The 20287-nt window shown below is 56.1% G+C and carries 13 protein-coding genes and 1 pseudogene; 3 read left to right on the forward strand and 11 right to left on the reverse strand.

Annotated features, from left to right (window positions below):
• Positions 1–15: 15 nt before the first annotated feature.
• The 5 genes from acsC to folD all read right to left on the reverse strand — a co-directional run bounded on the left by acsC (position 16) and on the right by folD (position 9551).
• On the reverse strand, positions 16–1371 hold the full coding sequence (gene acsC, locus OLX77_RS11665; protein ID WP_307633779.1) for an acetyl-CoA decarbonylase/synthase complex subunit gamma: 1356 nt from the start codon (positions 1369–1371) through the stop codon (positions 16–18).
• Positions 1372–1492: 121 nt separating this feature from the next.
• Positions 1493–3697, reverse strand: coding sequence for an acetyl-CoA decarbonylase/synthase complex subunit alpha/beta (gene acsB / locus OLX77_RS11670; protein ID WP_307633780.1), 2205 nt, complete (start codon positions 3695–3697; stop codon positions 1493–1495).
• 71 nt (positions 3698–3768) lie between these two features.
• Positions 3769–6420, reverse strand: coding sequence for an acetyl-CoA decarbonylase/synthase complex subunit delta (locus OLX77_RS11675; RefSeq protein ID WP_307633781.1), 2652 nt, complete (start codon positions 6418–6420; stop codon positions 3769–3771).
• 59 nt (positions 6421–6479) lie between these two features.
• Complete coding sequence (gene cooS / locus OLX77_RS11680; protein ID WP_307633782.1) at positions 6480–8474, reverse strand: anaerobic carbon-monoxide dehydrogenase catalytic subunit; 1995 nt, start codon at positions 8472–8474, stop codon at positions 6480–6482.
• Between the two features lie 189 nt (positions 8475–8663).
• Positions 8664–9551, reverse strand: a complete 888-nt coding sequence (gene folD / locus OLX77_RS11685) for a bifunctional methylenetetrahydrofolate dehydrogenase/methenyltetrahydrofolate cyclohydrolase FolD (protein WP_307633783.1) — start codon at positions 9549–9551, stop codon at positions 8664–8666.
• A 57-nt stretch (positions 9552–9608) separates the two neighbouring features.
• Between folD and OLX77_RS11690 the strand changes: the two genes are divergently transcribed.
• A complete protein-coding gene (locus OLX77_RS11690) occupies positions 9609–9944 on the forward strand; it encodes a hypothetical protein (protein WP_307633784.1) in 336 nt (111 codons plus the stop codon).
• Between the two features lie 16 nt (positions 9945–9960).
• Here the strand turns inward: OLX77_RS11690 and pilB are convergent, their stop codons facing one another.
• The 6 genes from pilB to uvrC all read right to left on the reverse strand — a co-directional run bounded on the left by pilB (position 9961) and on the right by uvrC (position 19462).
• Positions 9961–12177: a type IV-A pilus assembly ATPase PilB gene (gene pilB / locus OLX77_RS11695; protein ID WP_307633785.1), complete on the reverse strand. Its 2217-nt coding sequence runs from the start codon at positions 12175–12177 to the stop codon at positions 9961–9963.
• A gap of 309 nt (positions 12178–12486) precedes the next feature.
• On the reverse strand, positions 12487–14250 hold the full coding sequence (locus OLX77_RS11700; protein ID WP_307633786.1) for a formate--tetrahydrofolate ligase: 1764 nt from the start codon (positions 14248–14250) through the stop codon (positions 12487–12489).
• Between the two features lie 101 nt (positions 14251–14351).
• A complete protein-coding gene (locus OLX77_RS11705) occupies positions 14352–15308 on the reverse strand; it encodes an FAD-dependent thymidylate synthase (protein WP_307633787.1) in 957 nt (318 codons plus the stop codon).
• A gap of 24 nt (positions 15309–15332) precedes the next feature.
• Complete coding sequence (gene nifS, locus OLX77_RS11710; RefSeq protein WP_307633788.1) at positions 15333–16550, reverse strand: cysteine desulfurase NifS; 1218 nt, start codon at positions 16548–16550, stop codon at positions 15333–15335.
• Complete coding sequence (nifU, locus tag OLX77_RS11715; protein WP_307633789.1) at positions 16550–17383, reverse strand: Fe-S cluster assembly protein NifU; 834 nt, start codon at positions 17381–17383, stop codon at positions 16550–16552. Before nifU ends, nifS begins: the two co-directional genes overlap by 1 nt.
• Before the next feature lie 225 nt (positions 17384–17608).
• Positions 17609–19462: an excinuclease ABC subunit UvrC gene (gene uvrC, locus OLX77_RS11720; RefSeq protein ID WP_307633790.1), complete on the reverse strand. Its 1854-nt coding sequence runs from the start codon at positions 19460–19462 to the stop codon at positions 17609–17611.
• Positions 19463–19774: 312 nt separating this feature from the next.
• Between uvrC and OLX77_RS13280 the strand changes: the two are divergent.
• Together OLX77_RS13280 and OLX77_RS11725 are read left to right on the forward strand one after the other, a co-directional pair.
• Positions 19775–19909 (forward strand): annotated as a pseudogene (locus tag OLX77_RS13280) (cytotoxic translational repressor of toxin-antitoxin stability system); the annotation flags it as partial.
• Entirely contained in the window at positions 19878–20222 is a 345-nt protein-coding gene (locus tag OLX77_RS11725) for a helix-turn-helix domain-containing protein (protein ID WP_307633791.1), read from the forward strand. The pseudogene OLX77_RS13280 and the gene OLX77_RS11725, both read left to right, overlap by 32 nt.
• The last annotated feature ends 65 nt before the right edge of the window (positions 20223–20287 follow it).

Consider the following 20287-nt stretch of genomic DNA (forward strand, 5'->3'; position numbering starts at 1 on the left):
TCGATCCTTTTCTTCTTATGCCGCGGGCTTCCATTCCTTCAGGAAGGCAGGCAGATGTCCGGCTTCACGGGGACCGATGGTAATAGTCCAACCGGCCAGTTCTTCTTCAAGTTCACCCTTCATGGAGGCGAGGTAACCGGGAATAATCAACTCCCGATGCTTGACCTTGGACTCGATCCCGGATTTTTTCATAAACGCCGCGATCATATCCGCGCCGAACTTGCCGGCAGCCCAAGCGGTGAGAACCGAAAGACCTTCCGTGTCCTTGATCAACAACCAGGAAGGCACCTTGCTCCCTTCGATCTCGCCGGAAACGATGAAGTAGGTGAGCGAGAAGTTACAGGTAATGAGTACCGGCGAATCCTCGGTCGGGCCATTGATGTTATAAACATCTTCCTGAACCACCATGGGGCGTTGCGGATCGGTGAAGATATTCAACCGCTCCAGCAAGAGCGGGAAGAGAATATCGCCCTGCAGGTCGGAAAGGACGACAATGCCTGCGTATTTGGCAATCAGCACCGAGGCGACCATGGCCTCCATCAGCGGATCGGCGGAGATCTCGCAGGGAAAGGTGATGGTCGGAAAGCCCAGGGGCTTGAATTTGGCCCGAATGGCGGAACGCCGACCAACCACACTGTCTTCCAGGGCGGCACGGACCGTGCGGGCACCGGAATCGAGCATCAAATCCTTGAGGCCCGCGGCAATAAGTTTTTCAGAAATCGCCACGGTGTCGTCAAGGTTTGTTCCCTTGGCAACCAGAGGGCAGCCGGTCTCCTTGGCAAGAGCAGCCATGGCCTCGGCATTCTCTGCGGTGGCACCATAGAGCAAAGGCTTGCGCTCACCGCAGACACCAGCGGCAGCCTTGAGGTTGTCTGCCTTGTCGCTCATCAAAATAATGCCTGCATCGGCTGCGCCGTCCAATACCTTCTTGGTCAGCGCGGTGAAGGCAGCACTGTCGCCCTTGGTGTCTTTGATCGCGATCAGGTCGGCCTTGAGGAGCACCCCAACCCGCTCGTAACGAAGATTCTTGAACCGAGTGATACGACCATCGACATCGGCTTCGTTCATCTCGGTGGTGACCAGCACCGCAATACCGGTGGGATTCTCAAAACGTTTCTCATGGCGAAACAGACAGGTCTCGCCGCCGGTGGTATAGGCACTGTCCCCGGAGCCGAGTTTAATAGTCCGGATCGGAGGAGCAGAGGCCTCGCCGATCTGCTCCTTGACCTCCTCACTCACATACGGACATTCGCCGATCTCCGTCTGTCCGGCTGCCACCTTCATGGCAAAGGCAAGACAGGTAGGAATACCGCACTCCCCACAGTTCTTCTTGGGAAGCATTTTGAGGATTTGAATACCTGTTAAAGCCATCTGTCTGTTCCTCCCGTAGATCGAAAACTCACAATTATTAGTAAAGGTGAAAAGGTTAAATCAAAATGCTTTTTTTGTGTGTCTTAGTCCTTTAACCTGATCCCTTTATTTCTTTCGGACCTTAAACAAGCGCTTCCATTTCAAGGGCCGGGTGACCGACCTTTTTCATGAAGGCGAGGATTTCCTCTTCCGTGGTACCGTTCTCCTCGGTGGCGATCATATCGTAAAACTCCGGCCTGCCGATTTCCTTGCAGCGCTCCATGAGTTTGTCCTTGATCTCCTCTTTCATCATCTTGGGCAGCCAAACCATCCGGGTGAGCCCGCCTTCGGCGACAAAGAGCTTGGGGCTGGTCATGAAATGCTTGGAAACCCCGATAAAACCAGGAGTCTGCGCCCCACCGCCGGCCATGCCGGCCAAGGAGGTGAACTTCATCCCGGAAGGGGTCATGCCGCTGTAGTCGCGGTTGACCACCATGATCCCGTTGCACTGGGGGAGCATGGCGGCAATGGCCTCAAAACAGCCGCAAGCGGTCATCGGGCTGTTCATCAGGGAATACAAGGCAAGATCGGTCACGGCCCCGCGGGAGGTCTGATCGACAAAATCGTTGATCCCCTTGAAACGGCCGAGCTTTTCATCCAGACAGTCGCCTTTCTGAATCGGCTGGTTGGGGCCGGTGGGGTTGATCTGGAAGGAGGCCTTGCCATCCAGCCAGTTATAGGCGCCGCACATCCCGATCCGCTCCGGGGTGATAACACAGACATGACTCGGAGCAAAGGACTGGCACAGGGTGCAGGAATAGAAGACCTCTTCGGTCTCGTCGGTCATGGAGCCCAAACGCTCATCGCGCTCTGCGTACACCTTGCGGGCAAGCTCCTGCACCTCTTCCACCTTGTCCAACTCGGTGTAGAGCTTGACCTGGATCTTGTCGACAATGGCGCCGAATTCCTGATGGAGTTTGCCGTGCAGCACCTTGCCGATATGGGTGAAGGAAAAGCCCTTTTCCACCGCAGCCTTGCCAATCCGGAGCCACATGATGTTCCGCTGGCCCATGTGCATGATGCCCTGGATATAGTTGATCAGGTGATGGAACTGACGCTCGAGGATGGGCTCGAAATCCGACTGCATGCCACGTCCGGCAACCTCAACCAGGATGCCGAGGGGCACGTTTTGGCCCACCTGAAGATCCTTGATGTCCGGCCCTTCGATGGTGACCTTGCCGTCCTCAACCTCGGACATATCCTTGGAAACGAGCACCTCAACCCCAGAAGTCCGGCCGCCGCCGCATTCCATGAAGAGATCGTCCTTACGGATACGCTCGCCCTCAAAGGCAGGGCCAAAGGACAGGGGAATATCGATCTTGGTGACGTTGACCTTGAGGCCGCGCACCTCGATGGCCTTCTGCACGATCTCGTCGTGAGGCACCCGGCTGACCACGTGCTCGTAGGTACAGATCCCGGTGGGCAGGATCTCGGGGATGTCGTAGTCGGAGATGGTGGGGAAACCCCAGTTGATGGCGCCGGCCGCGTTGGCGTACCACTCGTCGGATACCGGACCAAAGGCCATAATAAAAGCGAAGGTCCGATCTTTGTTGTAAATCAGATTGCCCTTGTAATCGCCGGGCTTGATGCCGCCGAAGGCCATGGCCACCCGGCAGGCAAAACCGATGGCGAAGACCGCGGAGGTGTAACTCTTGCCAAAGGGAACCAGACGGGTATTCCAGCCGACCTGGACCTTATTTTCCACCAGACGCTCGGCCATGTTCTTGCCGTTGGTCTGGTCGTGCATGAAGATATAAAGGTTTTTCTCCTGCAGCTCAAGGGCGATGCGCGAAGCAACCGCATTGTCATCCGGGGTGCCCATGATGGCGGCAAAGCCGGGGGCCGTGCCGTCAACGAACTCAACGCCGCGTTTGCGGAAGATAACGTCGTCGGCGGCACCCAGCCAGATATTGTTCTCCAGCGGGTCCTCGGTTTTCGTATAGAAATCCGGGGTCTCAAGATACCGGATGGCCTCGTACATCTCTTCGGCAAAAAAGGTGGCCATGCCGGCATCGAGAGCCGGGGCGAGGTACGGCAGCCAGATATTCTCACTCACCTGCGCCGGCAGCAGGGTGCGGCATTCCTGAAAGATATCCTTCATATCGCCAAGCTTCTCCACCTTGGCACCCAGCATACTGTAAATAATCGGCAGGAAGTAAGCGGTGTTGGGGTAAGAAACCTCATGTTCGGGGCCGTATTTCTTGATGGCTTCCTCGAACTTCGCTTCCGCCATATCAACTATTTTGTGAGCCCCACGGATGGCGGCCGAACAGATGATCTTAGACATTGTGTTTTTCTCCTCTTTACTCTGTGAGGCTTTTCAGTATTACGACAGTAATAATGGACAATTTCAGTACGTTAATCCATGAGCCCGCTGATCAGCGACTTGGTCAAAGAAACAGCCCTCGGATGCCGCATGATCATCAACTCGCCACCCGCCATCAACATGCAGGAAGCGGTAATGGCCTCCATGAGGATACCGCGGGTTTCCTGATCACCAATCATCTCGTCGGACGGCAACCGGCATTCCTTGGCCTTCCAAACCTCGCGGCCCAGGTTGCAGATAAAGGGCACCTGAAGCTTCTCGTCTTTCTGGGTCAGGGCGGCAAGACGGATCCGCTCCATAACCGAGTAGGTATATTCGATCCCGTAGCCAAGAGCGCCGATGGAGGGATCGATCAAAACGGACTCCAGGGAGACCCCGAGATTCTCAAGGAGAATATTGAGCTGCTTGGCCAGGTTGACGTCGATGGGCGACGCTGCAACCATGGGATACTGGAAGGCCATGGCGGTGGCGCCGATGGCCCGGTAGTTGCTGTCGGAGAGCGGCGCCAGACACACCTTCTTGTCGCCGATCAGGGAGGTGATCTCCCGCAGGGTCTCGGTATCCTTTTCCCCGTTGCCGCAGCCCCAGACAATCACCGGTACTTCGATATTTTTCACCACCTCGGCCGCTGCTTTCGCAGCCTCGCCGGAAGGCCGGTTCAAGCCGTTGGGGTCGGTGCTGACCATGGAGATACAGATAGCTTCGGCGCCGTATTCCTTGACACATTTCTGAGCCCAGGCCACGGGATTGTCCATGACGTCCTGATAATGGCGGGCCAGAGAATCGGGCCACTCGTCGGGTTTGACATCGAGGATATCAAAGGCGATCATGGGCTTGTTGGGCATCGCCCCTTCAAAGAGATGGAACGGCAGGGTGCTTTCGCCGCCCACCTTGATGCCGCTCGCCGCATCGCCCAATACGGTCTGGCGGATGGCGCCGGTGTATGCCTGTTTGTAAGAGGCCTCGGGCACCTTGGCTGCCCGTTCAGACAACGGGGCCTTCTCCAGGGCAAGTGCAGCCGCGCCAACGGCCGCAGAGACCGGAGCGGCAGCGGCCGGCGCTTTCTTTTCTGCGGGGGCGGCCGGTTTCTTCGTCGCTTCCGCAGCCTTGGCCTCGGCGGCTTTCTTAGATGCCTCAATCTTCTTGGCCTCTTCAGCGGCTGCCGCCTCAGCTGCCTTCTTTGCAACTTCGGCCTGCTTGGCCTCTTCCGCAGCCTTAGACTCAGCAGCTTTCTTCGCGGCCTCACCCTTTTTGGCATCTTCGAGCGCCGCAGCCTCGGCAGCTTTCTTGGCTGCGCCCTCATCCGTAACCGGAGCAGGAGCAACCGGGGCAACCGACGCTGCCGCCGGAGCAGCAGGAGCAGCAGGAGCAGCGAGTACCGGCTCGCGCTTGAGAATAGCCTCAGCGCCGGCGAATTTCGTCAGTGCATCAAATTGATCGTCCGACAAGCCATAGGCCTTTTTCAGCGCATCAAGACCGAGGCGTACCGACTCCAGCGCCATTTGCCGTTCTTTTTCGTTCATCGCATCCTCTCCTGCTTGATCTATTTCAATCCTTGCCTGATCAACCGCCCCAGCGCCGCTGACGCTGCTGGCCGATGCCCGGAACTGAGCAGCTTCCGCCTGAGCCGCGGCAACAATCTTTTCTGCCTCAGCCTTGGCTGCCGCCAGGACAACATCACTTTCCTTCTCTGCGGCCACCGCGGACCGAACCTCGATGGGTGCCTCCGGTCTTGCCGCCGCCAAAGCGACAGGCTCGTCGGCAAACACCGGCCGGGTAGCAAGTCCTGCCCGGCTGACGATCTCCGGCACAGCGCTCTCCCATTCGATGGCCATGATATGTACGCCGGCCACCCCTTCTATCTCCCGAACCTGCCGGATGATATCAACGCAGATGTTGATACCCTCGTCTTCCTTGTCCTTGGCCCCTTGCATCCGCTTGATCACCTCATCGGTGACATCCATGCCGGGGACGGAACTCTTCATGTAACGCGCCATGCCCACGGATTTCGGTGGGGTTACCCCTGCGAGGATATGCACCTTTTTGTGGAGACCGAGATCACGGACCGCCTGCATGAATTTGGCAAAGCGCTCAACATTGTAAATGATCTGGGTCTGGACAAAATCAGCGCCATTGGCGACCTTTTTTGCCAACCGGGCAGCCCGGAACTGTTCCGATGGTCCGGCAAAGGGGTTTGCCGCGGCACCGAGAAAAAGCTTGGGCTCATGGGACTTGATCAGTTCGCCACATTGAAATTTCTTCTCATCCCGCATGGTCTTCACCATACCGAGCAACTGGATGGAATCCATATCAAAGACGCCCTTGGAACCGGGATGATTGCCGAACTTCTGATGATCGCCGGTAAGACAGAGGAGATTCTTGAGCCCCAGAGCGGCAGCCCCGAGAATATCACTCTGCATCCCGATCCGGTTCCGGTCGCGGCAGGTCATCTGAATGACCGGCTCCACCCCCTCGGCCAAGGTCAACAAGCCAGCACTGATACTGGACATGCGGACGATGGCGGTCTGACAGTCGGTGATATTGACGGCGTCAACACTGCCTTTGAGCAGACGGGCCTTTTCCCGAACATGTTCGGCGTTACCGTTCTTGGGTGGTCCCAACTCACCGGTAACTGCGAACTCTCCTGATGTTAAAATCCGTTCTAAACGGCTTCCCGATTTCATCGGTTATAATCCTTATCCTTATTCTTGCTTGGTAACAGCACGTTCTCTCAAAAAAAAAATCAAGAAGCGGTCGGGCCATGACAGCCAACGTCCTTCAACGGACCGCCACCAAGGTCACGACGCATGTCCATATCGAAAAGAACACGCTCTTTCTTCTTGTTGATGCCTAGGGCGTCGCGCTTTGCCTCGATCTTCTCGATCATGATCCTGGCGATTTCCAAGGGCTCCGAAGCGATATTCCAGTGGGCACCCACCTCGCCCATCAAGCCTTCGGTGAGGTATTTATTGAAATTCTTGGCCCCGGAGATGGGCAGATTCTGGAAAACAACCTGGGCCCCGCTGGCCACGAAATACTGACCAATGGCCACGGCCTTTTCGCTCATCCAGAGAGGAGCGGTACCGATGGCGGGCAGGTCGGAGATATCGTCGCCCAAGCCCCCTTGCCGGACCATTTCGGTGGCTGCGATAAGGATCCGGGAGTTGTCAACGCAAGAACCCATATGGAGAACCGGCGGCATGCCCACGGTCTCACACACCTCCCGCAGGGAGTCGCCGCAGAAACGGGCCGCCTCGGGATTCAGCAGGCCGGCCTTGCCCAGTGAGGTTGCGGCGCAACCCGTGGCCAGGACGAGGATATTGTTTTTCAACAACTCCCGGACAATGGTTTCATGGGTGTCGTCCGCAAGCTTGAAATTGTCACAACCGACAATGGCTGCCACCCCGCGGATGCGGCCATTGATGATATTGTCGTTCAGCGGCCGGTAACTGGCGCGGAAACGGCCGCCCAACATGGTGTTGATGGTTTCATGGCTGAAACCCACAACCACGTCCATCTTAGTTTCCTTGGGAATAAAACACTTGCCGCGCTTCTTGAAATTTTTGATGGCATGGGTCAGGATCTGCTTGGCGGAATTGAGCGCCTCGTGTTCCTCAAACTGGATATGGATACCGCCGGGCATCTTGGCCCGATAGTTGGTGGTAATGATGTCGGTGTGGAAATTCTTTGCCACCTCGGCCACGGACTGCATGACGCACTGCACATCAACCACCATCGCCTCCACCGCCCCGGTGGCCAGGACGATCTCCTGCTGGACAAAACCACCGGCCACCGGAATCCCGCGGCGCATGAGGATCTCGTTACCGGTGCAGCAGACGCCGGCAAGGTTGATCCCCTTGGCGCCCTGCTTCTTGGCCAGCTCCAGCATTTCCGGATCCTGGGCCGCGATGCACAAGGCCTCCGCCAGCAAAGGCTCATGCCCGTGCACGGTGATATTAACCTGATCGAGTTTCAGTACGCCAAGATCAACAATGGCGCGACGGGGCACCGGAGTGCCGAACATGATGTCGGTCAACTCGGTGGAAAGCATGGAAGCGCCCCAGCCGTCGGACAAGGCGGTGCGGGAGGCCTGGAGCATGAGGTTATGGTATTCCTGGTCAACACCCATGTGGGTACGGTGCATCATCTCCACCACCTCACGGTCGATGCCGCGGGGGGCGATGCCCAATTTCTGCCAGAGGGCCTGCCGTTTCGGCGTAGCCCGTTTCAGCATGGAAAGCGGCGCATCATCCTGCTTGCCGAATTCGGCCAGGGCTTTTTCCCCGAGCTCAAGGGCGATATCCTTCACCTCACGCTCTTCGGTGACGATACCAAAGTCCGCAGCCAGCTTTTTCAGCTTATCCACATCCTTGATCTGATGCAGCCCTTCCCCTTTGGCAGCCTCAATGAAACCTTTGACCATCTCCCGGGCATGGTCGGTGTGCGCGGCAGACCCGGCAGCCACGGTACGGGCGAAATTCCTGGCCGCCACGGTGTCGGCGGTGGCGCCACAGATACCGAGCATGTCATCAACGCCGTCGATGATCTGACAAGGCCCCATATTGCAGTTGCGGCAGCAGGTCCCGCTGGAGCCGAAAAGACAGGCCGACATCCCCCGCGCTTTTACCCGGTCATAGGCAGTCTTGACGTTCTTGGCCACATCCTGAGAGAGAACCTGTTGCGTGGAAACGCAGGTAATATCCGTGCATCCCTCACATCCATTTCGTTTGATCGCCATCTTGTGTCCTCAGCATCTTGGGTTCGCTATGTAACAGAAAAGCAGATACCTTCTGATTACTTTTTTGTTTGCGGCAGCCGCTTATTTGATGAAATCGCACAAAGACGCGATTACATCGGTTATTGCCTTGTGCTCTTTGATTTCGTGTTGCGGACCTTGCTATTTTTGTTCTTTTATTGCGAAACTATTTTATTTCACGCCTGCGATCTGCTTGGCCGCCTGTACGGTATTTTTCATGAGCATGGTGATGGTCATGGGGCCGACTCCACCCGGAACAGGGGTAATATACGAAGCTTTTTCCTTTACCGCATCAAAATCCACATCACCGGCGAGAATGGCCTTGCCTTCCGCGGTCTTGCCGATCCGGTTCACACCGACATCGATGACCACCACCCCGTCTTTCACCATATCGGCGGTTACCATTTTCGGCACACCGACAGCGGCGATGATGATATCGGCCCGCTTACAATGGGCGGCCATATCCTTGGTGCGGGTATGGCACAGGGTGATCGTAGCGTTGCCGCCTTTTCTTTTCTGGAGCATGAGATTGGCGATGGGCTTACCGACGATGTTGCTGCGGCCGATGATCACCACCTCGGCGCCGCTGGTCTCCACGCCACTGCGGGTAAGCAACTCGAGGATACCGTGGGGCGTGCAAGGCAGGAAACACTCCTCGCCCAAGACCATCTTGCCCACGTTCACCGGATGAAAACCATCCACGTCCTTGTCCGGATCAATGGCATAGAGGATATTGGTCTCATTGATATGCTTGGGCAGAGGCAACTGCACGAGAATGCCGTGGATATTCTTGTCTTTGTTGTATTTCTCCACCGTGGCCAGCAGATCCTGTTCCGTGGTGTCGGCGGCAAGGGTTACCTGCTCGGAATGGATGCCGAGGGCATGGGCGGTCTTATTTTTTGCGCTCACATACGATTGAGAGGCCGGATCTTCTCCCACCAGAATCGTGACAAGACCGGGAACAATATCATGCTTTTCCTTAAGCTCCGTGACCTCGGTCTTTAACTCTTCACGAATAGCCTTTGCAACTTCCGTCCCGCTGATAATCTTGGCACTCATTCATTTTCTCCTTATATCAAAAAGTGATGGACTCGCAAAAAAAGGGACACCAGTCACATGTCCGTGGCACAACCTGAAAATGTTTACAGCAGCGAAGCGATAACCGTTGTAATCGCGGCTTCTTTGCAATTTCAACAAAAAGTTATAGATATCTCTCTCGGTGCGCGTCTCGCCAGAAAAAAACCTGCCGCCTCATCTCCCAGACAGACGACATCTCGAATGATGGCCCCGGCATGGCAAAATGGTGATCAGAGCTCACAAAACTACCCAATTAAACACGATATTTCAATAGGTAGATATACTTGCAAAAAGCCCCGTACTATACATTTTTCGAAGGAAAATAGAAGAAAAAAACGAGGGGAAATGAATAATTGCCTGGGAGATAAAAAATGAAAAGGCTATCGCCTCATCATTCCGGTCTTTTCGCCCGATCACCTGCCAGTTTGACAATGATATTGTTCGCCTGGCCCAAGCGGTTGACCACGGTTTTAAAAAGATGGTTGGCCACATCGGGATATTTTTGAATAACCTCCTGCAGCTTATCGCCGGGAAACCGCTTAATCTTGGAGCGTCCCTTCGAGGTGATGGAGGCGGAACGAGGCTCGCCGGAAATGGCGCTCATCTCGCCGAAATACTCGCCCGGTTCGGTGATCTCGGCGATCTTCTTGCCATCCTTGATTACGGATACAGCACCGGTAACCAGTTTAAAGAAATCAATGTCGTTGTTGTTCTGCCGGATGATGAAATCCCCGTCATCGTACTCTTCGATATCCGGATGGACCAGGTAGGCGGGCAGACTCTCTTCGGTGATAACCGTTCGCCGTAAAATCTCTTCGATGCTGGTGGCCCCTTCGATGACCTTTTTCACTCCGGCCCGTCTGAGAGGGGTCATCCCCTCTTGCATGGCAATCTTTCGCAGCTGGTCCTCCGGCACCTCGGCGCTGATCGCCTTGGCCACCTCATCGGTGATCTCCATCAGCTCAAAAAGGCCGACCCGGCCCTTATAGCCGCCGCCGTTACATTTCTGGCATCCCTTGGGGCCATAGACAACAAAATCCTTCTCAAAATCCTTCTCTTTGAAACCCAGGGCAATAAGCTCTTCCTTGGGCGGGCGAGGAACCTCCTCCTTACAATGGACGCAGAGCTTTCTCGCCAGCCGCTGGGAAAGAACCATGGTAACGGCCGAGGCCAGCATGAAGGGGGGAATGCCGATATCGACCAGACGGCCGATGGTGGCGGGACAGTCATTGGTATGGAGGGTAGAAAAAACAAGATGGCCGGTCATGGCCGCCTTGATGGCAATTTCCGCGGTTTCCATATCCCGGATCTCGCCGACCATGATGATGTCGGGATCCTGGCGGAGAAAAGCCTTGAGCGCAGCGGGAAAGGTCATCCCCACTTCTTTTTTGACATTGACCTGGTTGATCCCCTTGAAGTTGAACTCAACCGGATCTTCGGCGGTGAGGATCTTGGTGTCTTCGCTGTTGAGCGAATTGAGCACCGAATAGAGGGTTACCGTTTTACCGCTGCCGGTAGGGCCGGTAACGAGCAGCAGCCCTTGGGGCCGGTCGATGCAGCGCTGGAGGGTGGCAAAGGTCTCCTTCTCAAAACCGAGCTTGGTGAGATCGACATTGAGGCTGCCCTTGTCAAGGATACGCAGAACGATACTCTCCCCAAACAGGGTGGGCAGGGTGGAAACGCGGAAGTCAACAGCCCTGGTCCGCCCCATCTTGATCCGGATCCGGCCGTCCTGGGGCACCCTCCGCTCGGTGATATCGAGCTGGGACATGATTTTTATCCGCGAATTCAGAGCATTTTTGATCGAGAGGGGCAGATTCATGGACTTGTACAGGGAGCCATCCATGCGGTAACGCACCTGAAGCGTTTTTTCGTAAGGCTCGATGTGGATATCGCTCACCCCATCATTAACCGCCTTGACCAGGATACCGTTCACCAGCTTGATGATGGGAGCGTCCGAGGCGGAATACTGATCGCCGCCCGCATCATCTTCAAACGAGGCAATCTCCATACCTTCGGCCGCCTCGGACGCCAGGGTGCCGAAATCGTCGATCTGGGTAATGGGCTCCTCATCTTTATCCTCCCCGCCGACCGAGGTGAAAAAAGATTGATATTCCTCCTCACTGATCTTGTAATAGGTCTTGTATGCGTCAACGATGTCCTTTTCGGTGGCGACACAGACGGTCAACGGCATTTTGACCGCGGCCTGCAGGTTTTCCACCGCCCCGGTATCGGTGGGCTCGGACATGGCGACATGCAGCGATTTACCGACCTGCCGCAACGGAAAGGCCAGATATTTCTTGGCAATCTCGTAGGGGAGAACCTTCAGGACCTCAGGCTTGGGCGGTTCCCTGCTGATGACAACGGGCTGGTAATTGTGCAGGCGGCTTAAAAAATTGAGGATGGTTGATTCTTCGATATGGCCAAGACGCAGAAGAATACTGGACAGACGACCCCCCGATTTTTTCTGGGCGGCCAGGGCCTCATCGAGCTGGTAGCTGCTGATCTGCCCGGCCTTGCGCAGCAGTTCGCCTATCTTGATCTTTCCGGCTCCGGATTGATCTTTTACCGTGGAACGCAAATTTGATTTACTGTCTGCTTCGGCCATGGATATGAGACAACCCCGAGATGTTATTATACACGGAAAAAATCACCTAATATTTAGATACTATATCCTGGCTACTACTGACAAGCATATCTGTCCCGAACAAACAAAAAAGGGTCCCGGGATCGGGACGCTGCCATGGCAGTCAAAGACCACCTGCCAGCAATTACAATTTTTCTGCCTACTCTGCAAAAAAAAACTGGTCAAAAGACATACGTCATTTGACCAGTTTTAGATGAAAAGATGTGTAAACGAAATGTCTACCCAAAGGGCATACGTTTCGCTGGAGCAGCCTAGCTGCGCAACTCAGCTTTAGAACAGCCCTGAAACCTTACCTGATTCCGTGTCGACATCAATACGGCGGAAGGCCGGATTCGAACTGGTGCCGGGCATCAGGCTGATTGATCCCGCACACGGGCAGAGGAACTTGGCGCCGGAATAGATCAAGATGTCCCGAACCGGCAAACGCCAGCCCTTGGGCACACCCTTGAGGGTCGGATCATGACTCAGGCTCAGGTGGCTCTTGACCATCATGGTGGCATAATCGGCATACTGGGGATCTTTTTCCAGCATCTCAGCCTTGGCATTAGCCTCTGGTGACCAATCGACACCGTCACCGCCATACACTTCCTTGGTGATCATCTCAACCCGGTCGCGCAGTTTCATCTCCAGAGGATAGAGGAACTTGAAATCATTCTCTTCGTTACAGGCATCGATAACCGTATCGGCGAATTCCAGCGCTCCGTCGCCGCCCAGTTCCCAATGCTTGGACTCGGCGCAACGGGCACCGGCAGCCTCGGCGATCCGACGAACAACCCTGCACTCTTCGTCGGTGTCGGAATAGAAGCGGTTGATGCAGACCACCGGGTTGATGCCGGCCTTGCGGATAACATTGATCAGATGAACCATGTTCTCGCAACCCTTCTCCACCAGCCCGACGTTCTCCTTGGTATAGGCGTCATCAAGGGGCTTGCCCGGAACGACCTTGGGTCCGCCGCCATGCATCTTCAGGGCGCGGATCGTGGCGGTAAGAACCGAAACATGCGGCTTGAGACCGGAGTAGCGGCATTTCACGTTCCAGAATTTCTCGAAACCGATGTCGGCGGCAAAGCCGGACTCGGTGATGTTGTAATCAAAAAGTTTCAGGGCAACCCGGTCGGCGATGATGGAAGACTGGCCGACGGCGATGTTGGCGAAAGGTCCGGCATGGACCAGGCAGGGGTTGTACTCGGCGGTGCACATCAGGGTCGGGTTGATGGTGTTGCGCATGAAAGCGGCCATGGCGTTGCCCACTTCCAGGTCGCGGCAGGTGACCGGCTTACCGCTCTTGTCAAAGGCCACGGTGATATTGTTGATCCGTTCCTTCAGGTCAGCCAGATCGGTGGCAATGGACAGGATGGCCATGAGCTCGGAGCCCACGGCAATGCCGAATTTGGACTGCATGGTGTAGCCGTCCGTACGGCCACCGAGGCCGATGACGATGTTGCGCAGGGCCTGGGCGCAGAAGTCGATGATCCAGCCGAACTCCACCCGGGTGGGGTCGATGTCGAGCCGCCGCATGCCGGTCAATCTGGCCAGCTGCTCGTCGTTGTAGTTGCGCTCATGCTGCATGCGGGCGGTCATGGCCACCATGCCCAGGTTGTGGGCGTTCATGATGTCGTTGATGTCCCCGGTGAGCCCGAGAGAGAACTCGGTCATCGGGATCAGGAGGGAGTTGCCACCGCCTGCCGCGGTTCCCTTGACGTTCATGGTCGGGCCGCCGGAAGGCTGGCGCAGGGCGCCGCCGACATTCATGCCGCGCTTGCCCAGACCTTCCATCAGGCCGCAGGAAGTAGTACTTTTCCCCTCGCCCAGAGGCGTCGGGGTAATCGCCGTTACCTCGATGTACTTGCCGTCCGGCTTGTTTTTGAGGCGATTCATGATTTTAAGGAAATCGAGCTTGGCCAACCTGCCCATGGGAAGAATTTCGTCTTTCTCAAGCCCTAATTTGTCTCTCCACTCCTCAGGGGTGGGCATGTTCTTTTCGGCAGCCTCGGAAATCTGCCAATCCGCCATATTCACCGCATCAAAAGCCATCTCTCTCTCCTTCTTAAAATAAGTTGTTCTCGATTTCTCTGTAGCAACAAAAACATGGGGCGTCAGGCTCTCGCCCGCCCCCCGGATTTTCCTAGCATTTTCTATTCCGCAGCAAAGGTAACATCCGCGAAAACCGCCGGATATCGCCCCTGAAAGGCCTTGGCCAGCGGGATCATCACCTCGCGCATGGAAGGCTCGGCATTCTTGGGGGTGCGTAGCCGGAAGATATGCAGCCACTCCAGCAGATTGGCAAAGACAATGATCTCGGTCTTGCAGGAGTTGGGCAATACCGTCCGCGCGGCTTGGGGCGACGAGGTGCCAAGGAGCTTGAGGTAAATCTTCTCCGTCTCCAGCATCGCCTTTTCCCAGAGCTTATATTCGCTGCTTCCCTCGGCAAAAAACATAGGTTTGATAAAGGTTATCTCGTTGCCGAACTTGTCATCGGCATACCGGCAATAGCGCTGGCTTTCCTGCAAAAAAGAACAGGGGCGGTGGCGAACCAGTTCATGGGTCACCGCCCGATTGGTTATAAAACGCACCGCAACATAACGGTGTTTTGCCAGCAGATCCGCGGACAGAGCCTCCACCTCGGCCAGCGGCAGCCGGGTGACGACAACCCCGTCCTGGGGAAGCCAGCCGCGTTTCGGCGCCAGGTCCGAAAAGAAGAGCGGATACAGTTCGGCAAGGTGCCCGGCTATCCCCTTGATCACCTTGACCTTGCCGTAATCCCGGGCCAGTTCCCGGAACGCCCGGATCGTCCCGGTGATGAGCAGTACTTTCTTCTCAAGCCGGTCAAACTGGACGTATTTAGGGATCACGCTCAAAAACTGGGTAGCAAGCGATTCACTGTCAATCTCAACCCGCAGGGTCAAAGCCGCCATCTCCATGACCGAATTATGGCCATGCTTGACAATCCCCTGTATAAACGGCTCAGCCGAGGCCTCGGTGATCTTGTCCTCGGATTTGTAGCACAAACGCCCGCAGGCCTCGATGCGCACAGCCAAGCTCTGGTGGTCCAGTTCCTCAAGTATCTGAAACGAAGCCGGTATAACTTTCATGGTGTTATCCTTATCACGTTTCTATTAGGAGCAACTGCACTTGCACTGGCTGGAGCCGACTTTGCCCTTGTGTTCGCTCTGCCAAAACGGCGACATCTCGCGGAGCTGGGCAATGACCGGGGGCAATTTTTCCAACACAAAATCAACCTCGGCCTCGGTGTTGTACACGCTGAGACTCAAGCGAATCGAGCCGTGCGCCGCGGTAAAAGGCACGCCCATGGCCCGCATGACATGCGACGGCTCAAGGGAACCGGAGGTGCATGCGGAACCGGAGGAAGCGCAGATCCCAAAGCGGTCGAGATGCAGGAGTATCGCCTCTCCCTCCACATACTCAAAACTGATATTGGTCGTATTGGGCAGACGCAGGGTCTTGTGTCCATTGAGCAGCGAGCTTGGAATGGAGGCCAGCAAGCCATCCTCCAGCTTGTCCCGCAGCGCCTTCACCCGGGTGTTTTCTTCCTGCATCTGGTTGGCCGCCATCTCACAGGCCTTGCCCAAACCGACGATGGCGGCCACGTTTTCCGTGCCCCCCCGACGCCCGTGTTCCTGATGCCCGCCGATAATAAAGGGGACAAAAGGCGTACCCTTACGAACATAGAGAACCCCTATTCCCTTTGGAGCATGTAATTTATGCCCGGAAAGCGAGAGGAAATCAATCGGTACTTGTGACAGGTTGATGGGAATTTTTCCCACCGCCTGCACCGCATCGGTGTGAAACAAGATGCCCCGACTCTTAGCGATCTCCGCCATCTCTTTTATGGGAAAGATGACCCCGGTCTCGTTGTTTGCCCACATGGCGCTGACAATGGCGGTTTCATCCGTCAAGCTCTCTTCGTAGAGCCCCAGATCCAGGGTGCCGTCGCTGTTCACCGGCAACTGGGTTATCTTATGCTTATGACCGGTGAGTTTATCCAAGCTCTCACAAAGGTTTTTTACCGCCGGATGTTCGACCCGGGTGGTAACGATATGCCGTTTTTCCGGGAAAGACTGCAAGGCTGAGAGGATGGCGGTGGAGTCGGACTCCGTGCCGCAACTGGTAAAGATAAGCTCGTCGGGCCGGGCGCCAAGGAGCGAGGCGATTTTCCCCCGCGCCTCCTCAACGGCGCGGCCTACCTGACCGCCGAAGGTGTGCATGCTGGAAGGATTGCCGTACAGATCGGAATAATAGGGGAGCATGACCTCGACTACCTCCGGAGCAACCCGGGTGGTGGCGTTATTGTCCATATAGACAGGAGCGTTCATTATTTACCCTCCTCAACGATCAGGGTATCCAACACCTGTTCGCGCAGCTTCTTTTCCACATACTCCTTGAGAGTGGTCTGCGATTTTTTGCAGGAACCGCAGGCCCCGCGCAGGGAAACAATGACAAAATCGCCATCCACATCGATCAGCTCGATATCGCCGCCATCCTTGCGCAGGGTCGGCCGCACTTCGCGCTCGAGAACCTCCTCGATGAGCTTGATCTTCTGGATATTGGTCAAGCGGGTCGGGCGTTTGTCCGGGATGATTTGCTGCACCTCATGCCGGGCCTCGCGGAGAAGTTCTTCCAAACGATCATGGCACTTGCCGCAGCCGCCGCCGGCCTTGGTGAAATTGGTGATCTCCTCAACCGAACGCAGATTGCTCTCGGCAATTGCCCGCTTCACCTCAAGATCCGTGACCCCGAAGCATTCGCAGACCACCTCCCCTTCCGCCATGGGGAGAGGGATTCCGCGGTAGTAGGCAATTGCCGCTTCCAGCGCCTCACGGCCCATGACCGAGCAGTGCATCTTCTCTTTAGGCAGACCGCCAAGATACTCGGCGATATCCTCGTTGGTAATCTTTTCCGCCTCCACAAGGGGGAGCCCCTTGATCATCTCGGTGAGGGCGGAAGAAGAGGCAATGGCACTGGCACAGCCAAAGGTTTTGAACTTGGCATCGATAATCCGTTCGGTTTCGTCCAGTTTAAAGTAGAGGGTCAAGGCATCGCCGCAGGCAAGAGAGCCGACCTCGCCGATCCCGTCCGCATTCTCAATCTCGCCCACATTCCGGGGATTCATGAAATGATCCCGAACCTTATCCGTATATTCCCACATAGTCTCGTCTCCAGGCAATCAAAGCAAAAGAGGCGGATCGTGTGTCGGCCAAACAACCCGCACACACTCGCCATCCAAGTTCATCGTTCATCCAGCAAGGGCAGCCGCTACAAACAGCGCGAAAGCTCTCCATTACGGAACTAGGTAATTTAGTTTTTCAGGGTGCAAAAAGCAACAATAATCCGCGATCTTCTGCCTTACCCCCTTCAGCTGGACCCTTTCGGCTTATTCTTCCCCACCCTCCCCTACCAAAGCAGAACCATCCTCAGCATGCAGGGCGTGCCAGATCTGGGCAGCCAGTGCCGAGCCTATCCCGGGCACCGCCGCGATTTCCGCAACACTTGCCCGGGCAAGACGATGCATACTGCCGAGCTCCCGCAGCAACAACTCCCTGCGCCCCTTGCCCACTCCGGGAATCTGCTCAAGGGAAGAGGTCAGACTCTCCTTGGCCCGCAATTTCCGGTGCAAGGTTATGCCGTAGCGATGCGCTTCATCCCTGATCCGCATGAGATAGAGAAGTACCGGGGAATGGTTGTTCAAAAGCAGCGGATTTTTCCGCCCTGGCCGGTAGAGTTTTTCCCCCTCCCCTGCTTTCTCCTTGGCAATACCGGCAAGCTCAAGCGTACCGGCAATACCAGCATCCGCCAAGGCCTGGAGGGCCACGCCGAGTTGGCCCTTGCCGCCGTCAACCAGAAGGAGATCGGGCAGATCATTTTCCGCGAGCCCCTTGGCAAAACGCCGTCTCAACACCTCTCCCATCATGGCGTAATCATCCGGCCCTGCCACCGTATGGATTCCATAATGGCGGTAACGATGCTTGGCCATCTCTCCAGCAACAAAACAGACCAGAGAGCCCACTGCCTGCTGGCCGCCCAGATTGGAGATATCCAGGCACTCGATCCGTTCCGGCAGCCTTGCCAGGCCGAGGGCTTTTTGCACCCCCTCGGCCAAAGCCTGCCAGGAGGTCTGCCGGGTTTTTCTCGCCACCAAGACCTGTTGGGCATTGGTGGCGGCCATCTCCAACAGCCGCACCCTGTCGCCCCGCTGCGGGCAGGCAATGGTCACGGTGGTGCCCTTCTCTTCGCTCAGCCATTCCGCCAGCAAAGGATCATCGGTGCCCGCAAAGGGCAGCAGAATCTCCTGGGGAAGATAGCGCCCCTCCTCGCCGTAAAACCGGGAAAGCACCTCGGTCAGCACCTCGGGGTCCGTGCCCACCGGCTCGGCAAGGAAGAAGGATTGCTGGCCGGTGATCACCCCCTTGCGGATAAAGAGCAAGGCCACGGCCACGGAAGCGTCCTGGCGGGCAAAGCCCAGCACATCCTGATCCCTGGTGTGCGCCGCCACCACCTGCTGCTTTTCCAGGGTCTTGTTCAAGGAATTGATCCGGTCCCGCAACTGAGCCGCCTCCTCAAAACGCAGGGCTTCCGCAGCCAGCGCCATCTTTCTGGAGAGCTCCTTGACCAGTTGCTGGTTCTTCCCCTCCAGCACCAGGAGCACATTGTTGACCAGCTCCCGGTACTCCTCGCGGCTGACCTTGTCCGCACAGGGGGCAAGACAACGGCCCATCTGGTGGTTGAGGCAGGGCCGGGACTTGGGCTTGAGGCTCTTTTCCTTGCAACGGCGCAGGGGAAAGAGCGAGTTGAGGTAGCGGATGGTCTCCCACATGGCCGAGGGGGAGGAAAAGGGGCCGAAATACCGGGCCCCGTCCTTGACACGCCGCCGAGTCATCACCAGCCTGGGCCACTGCTCCTGCACCGTCACCTTGAGGAGCGGGTAGCTTTTGTCGTCGCGGAGAATGACATTGTACTTGGGCCGGTGCTGCTTGATCAGCGAGGATTCAAGGATCAGGGCCTCTTTTTCCGTATTGGTGACGATGGTCTCAATTAAGCGCACCTGGGAGAGCAGCATCGCGGTTTTGCCGTGCTGGGTCTGATCGATGCGACCATAAGAGGAGAGCCGCTTGCGCAGCTCCCTGGCCTTGCCCACATAAAGCACCTCGCCCGCCCGGCTCTTCATCAGATAGACGCCGGGCTGCAAGGGAACGGTGGGGAGAAATTCTTTGAAATCAAATGGGGGCATGATCACCGCAATTTGGCGCTGTTCTTGTGGGAGATACACCAAGGACTTTGCGATATGACTACCCTTCCCGGACGATTTTGTCAAACAGGACGGGCCTCATTGTGTTGGTTGCACCCGTTATCGCCCTGCCGCATCCTCTTAATACCCCGTATTTTTTCGGGATTGCCTACAGGTTGGTATTCTGGTAACAAGATTTGTCAGGCATAGCAATTTAGACCGTGGCCGGAGCCGCTCGATGCGGCGATAGACAAATACAGAAAGAGAACAAAAAATAGGGAGGCGTCCCTATTTTTCTTCCTAGTTTTCTTCAGATTGGGGGATGGGGTCCACCACTGTCATCTGAAAAAGGGCCACCCTACTTATGTTGCGGTCTGGCAAGAAAAAGACGGCGAAATTCGACTCGTGGAGTTCATTTATGTTGGTACGCACGAAAAAGCACCATACTGAAAGCGTCCGCTTTGTCGGGCCACCGGCGGCAATCGAGCGCCTGCGCAAGCTGGCCCGTGAAACGGGTGTAGCGGAAGAAGCGGAAAGCATCCCCGCTTCCATGCTCAACCCGGAGCTTGATAGCAATCCTGGCGGGGTCTATCTCAAGGGTATTCGCCACCGAAACAGCCTCAGCCAGGAGCAGCTTGCCAAACTGACGGGGATACCAAGGCGGCATATTTCCGAAATGGAGAACGGCAAGCGAACCATCGGCAAAGAAAACGCCAAGAAGATGGCCCGTGCCCTTGGCTGCGACTATCGCGCCTTTCTCTGAAATTTTCCCAATCTTTTCGGGAAATAAGTATTATGTCCCCGGAATTACACTATGTCCCCGGAATT

The organism is Thiovibrio frasassiensis (genome assembly GCF_029607905.1).
In the GTDB taxonomy this organism is placed as follows: Bacteria; Desulfobacterota; Desulfobulbia; order Desulfobulbales; family Desulfurivibrionaceae; genus Thiovibrio; species Thiovibrio frasassiensis.

Bases quoted from the DNA above. Each gene is read 5' to 3' on its own strand.
- acsC (WP_307633779.1), bottom strand. From the start codon at position 1,371: ATGGCTTTAACAGGTATTCAAATCCTCAAAATGCTTCCCAAGAAGAAC.
- acsB (WP_307633780.1), bottom strand. From the start codon at position 3,697: ATGTCTAAGATCATCTGTTCGGCCGCCATCCGTGGGGCTCACAAAATA.
- OLX77_RS11675 (WP_307633781.1), bottom strand. From the start codon at position 6,420: ATGAAATCGGGAAGCCGTTTAGAACGGATTTTAACATCAGGAGAGTTC.
- cooS (WP_307633782.1), bottom strand. From the start codon at position 8,474: ATGGCGATCAAACGAAATGGATGTGAGGGATGCACGGATATTACCTGC.
- folD (WP_307633783.1), bottom strand. From the start codon at position 9,551: ATGAGTGCCAAGATTATCAGCGGGACGGAAGTTGCAAAGGCTATTCGT.
- OLX77_RS11690 (WP_307633784.1), top strand. From the start codon at position 9,609: ATGTCCGTGGCACAACCTGAAAATGTTTACAGCAGCGAAGCGATAACC.
- pilB (WP_307633785.1), bottom strand. From the start codon at position 12,177: ATGGCCGAAGCAGACAGTAAATCAAATTTGCGTTCCACGGTAAAAGAT.
- OLX77_RS11700 (WP_307633786.1), bottom strand. From the start codon at position 14,250: ATGGCTTTTGATGCGGTGAATATGGCGGATTGGCAGATTTCCGAGGCT.
- OLX77_RS11705 (WP_307633787.1), bottom strand. From the start codon at position 15,308: ATGAAAGTTATACCGGCTTCGTTTCAGATACTTGAGGAACTGGACCAC.
- nifS (WP_307633788.1), bottom strand. From the start codon at position 16,550: ATGAACGCTCCTGTCTATATGGACAATAACGCCACCACCCGGGTTGCT.
- nifU (WP_307633789.1), bottom strand. From the start codon at position 17,383: ATGTGGGAATATACGGATAAGGTTCGGGATCATTTCATGAATCCCCGG.
- uvrC (WP_307633790.1), bottom strand. From the start codon at position 19,462: ATGCCCCCATTTGATTTCAAAGAATTTCTCCCCACCGTTCCCTTGCAG.
- OLX77_RS11725 (WP_307633791.1), top strand. From the start codon at position 19,878: ATGTTGGTACGCACGAAAAAGCACCATACTGAAAGCGTCCGCTTTGTC.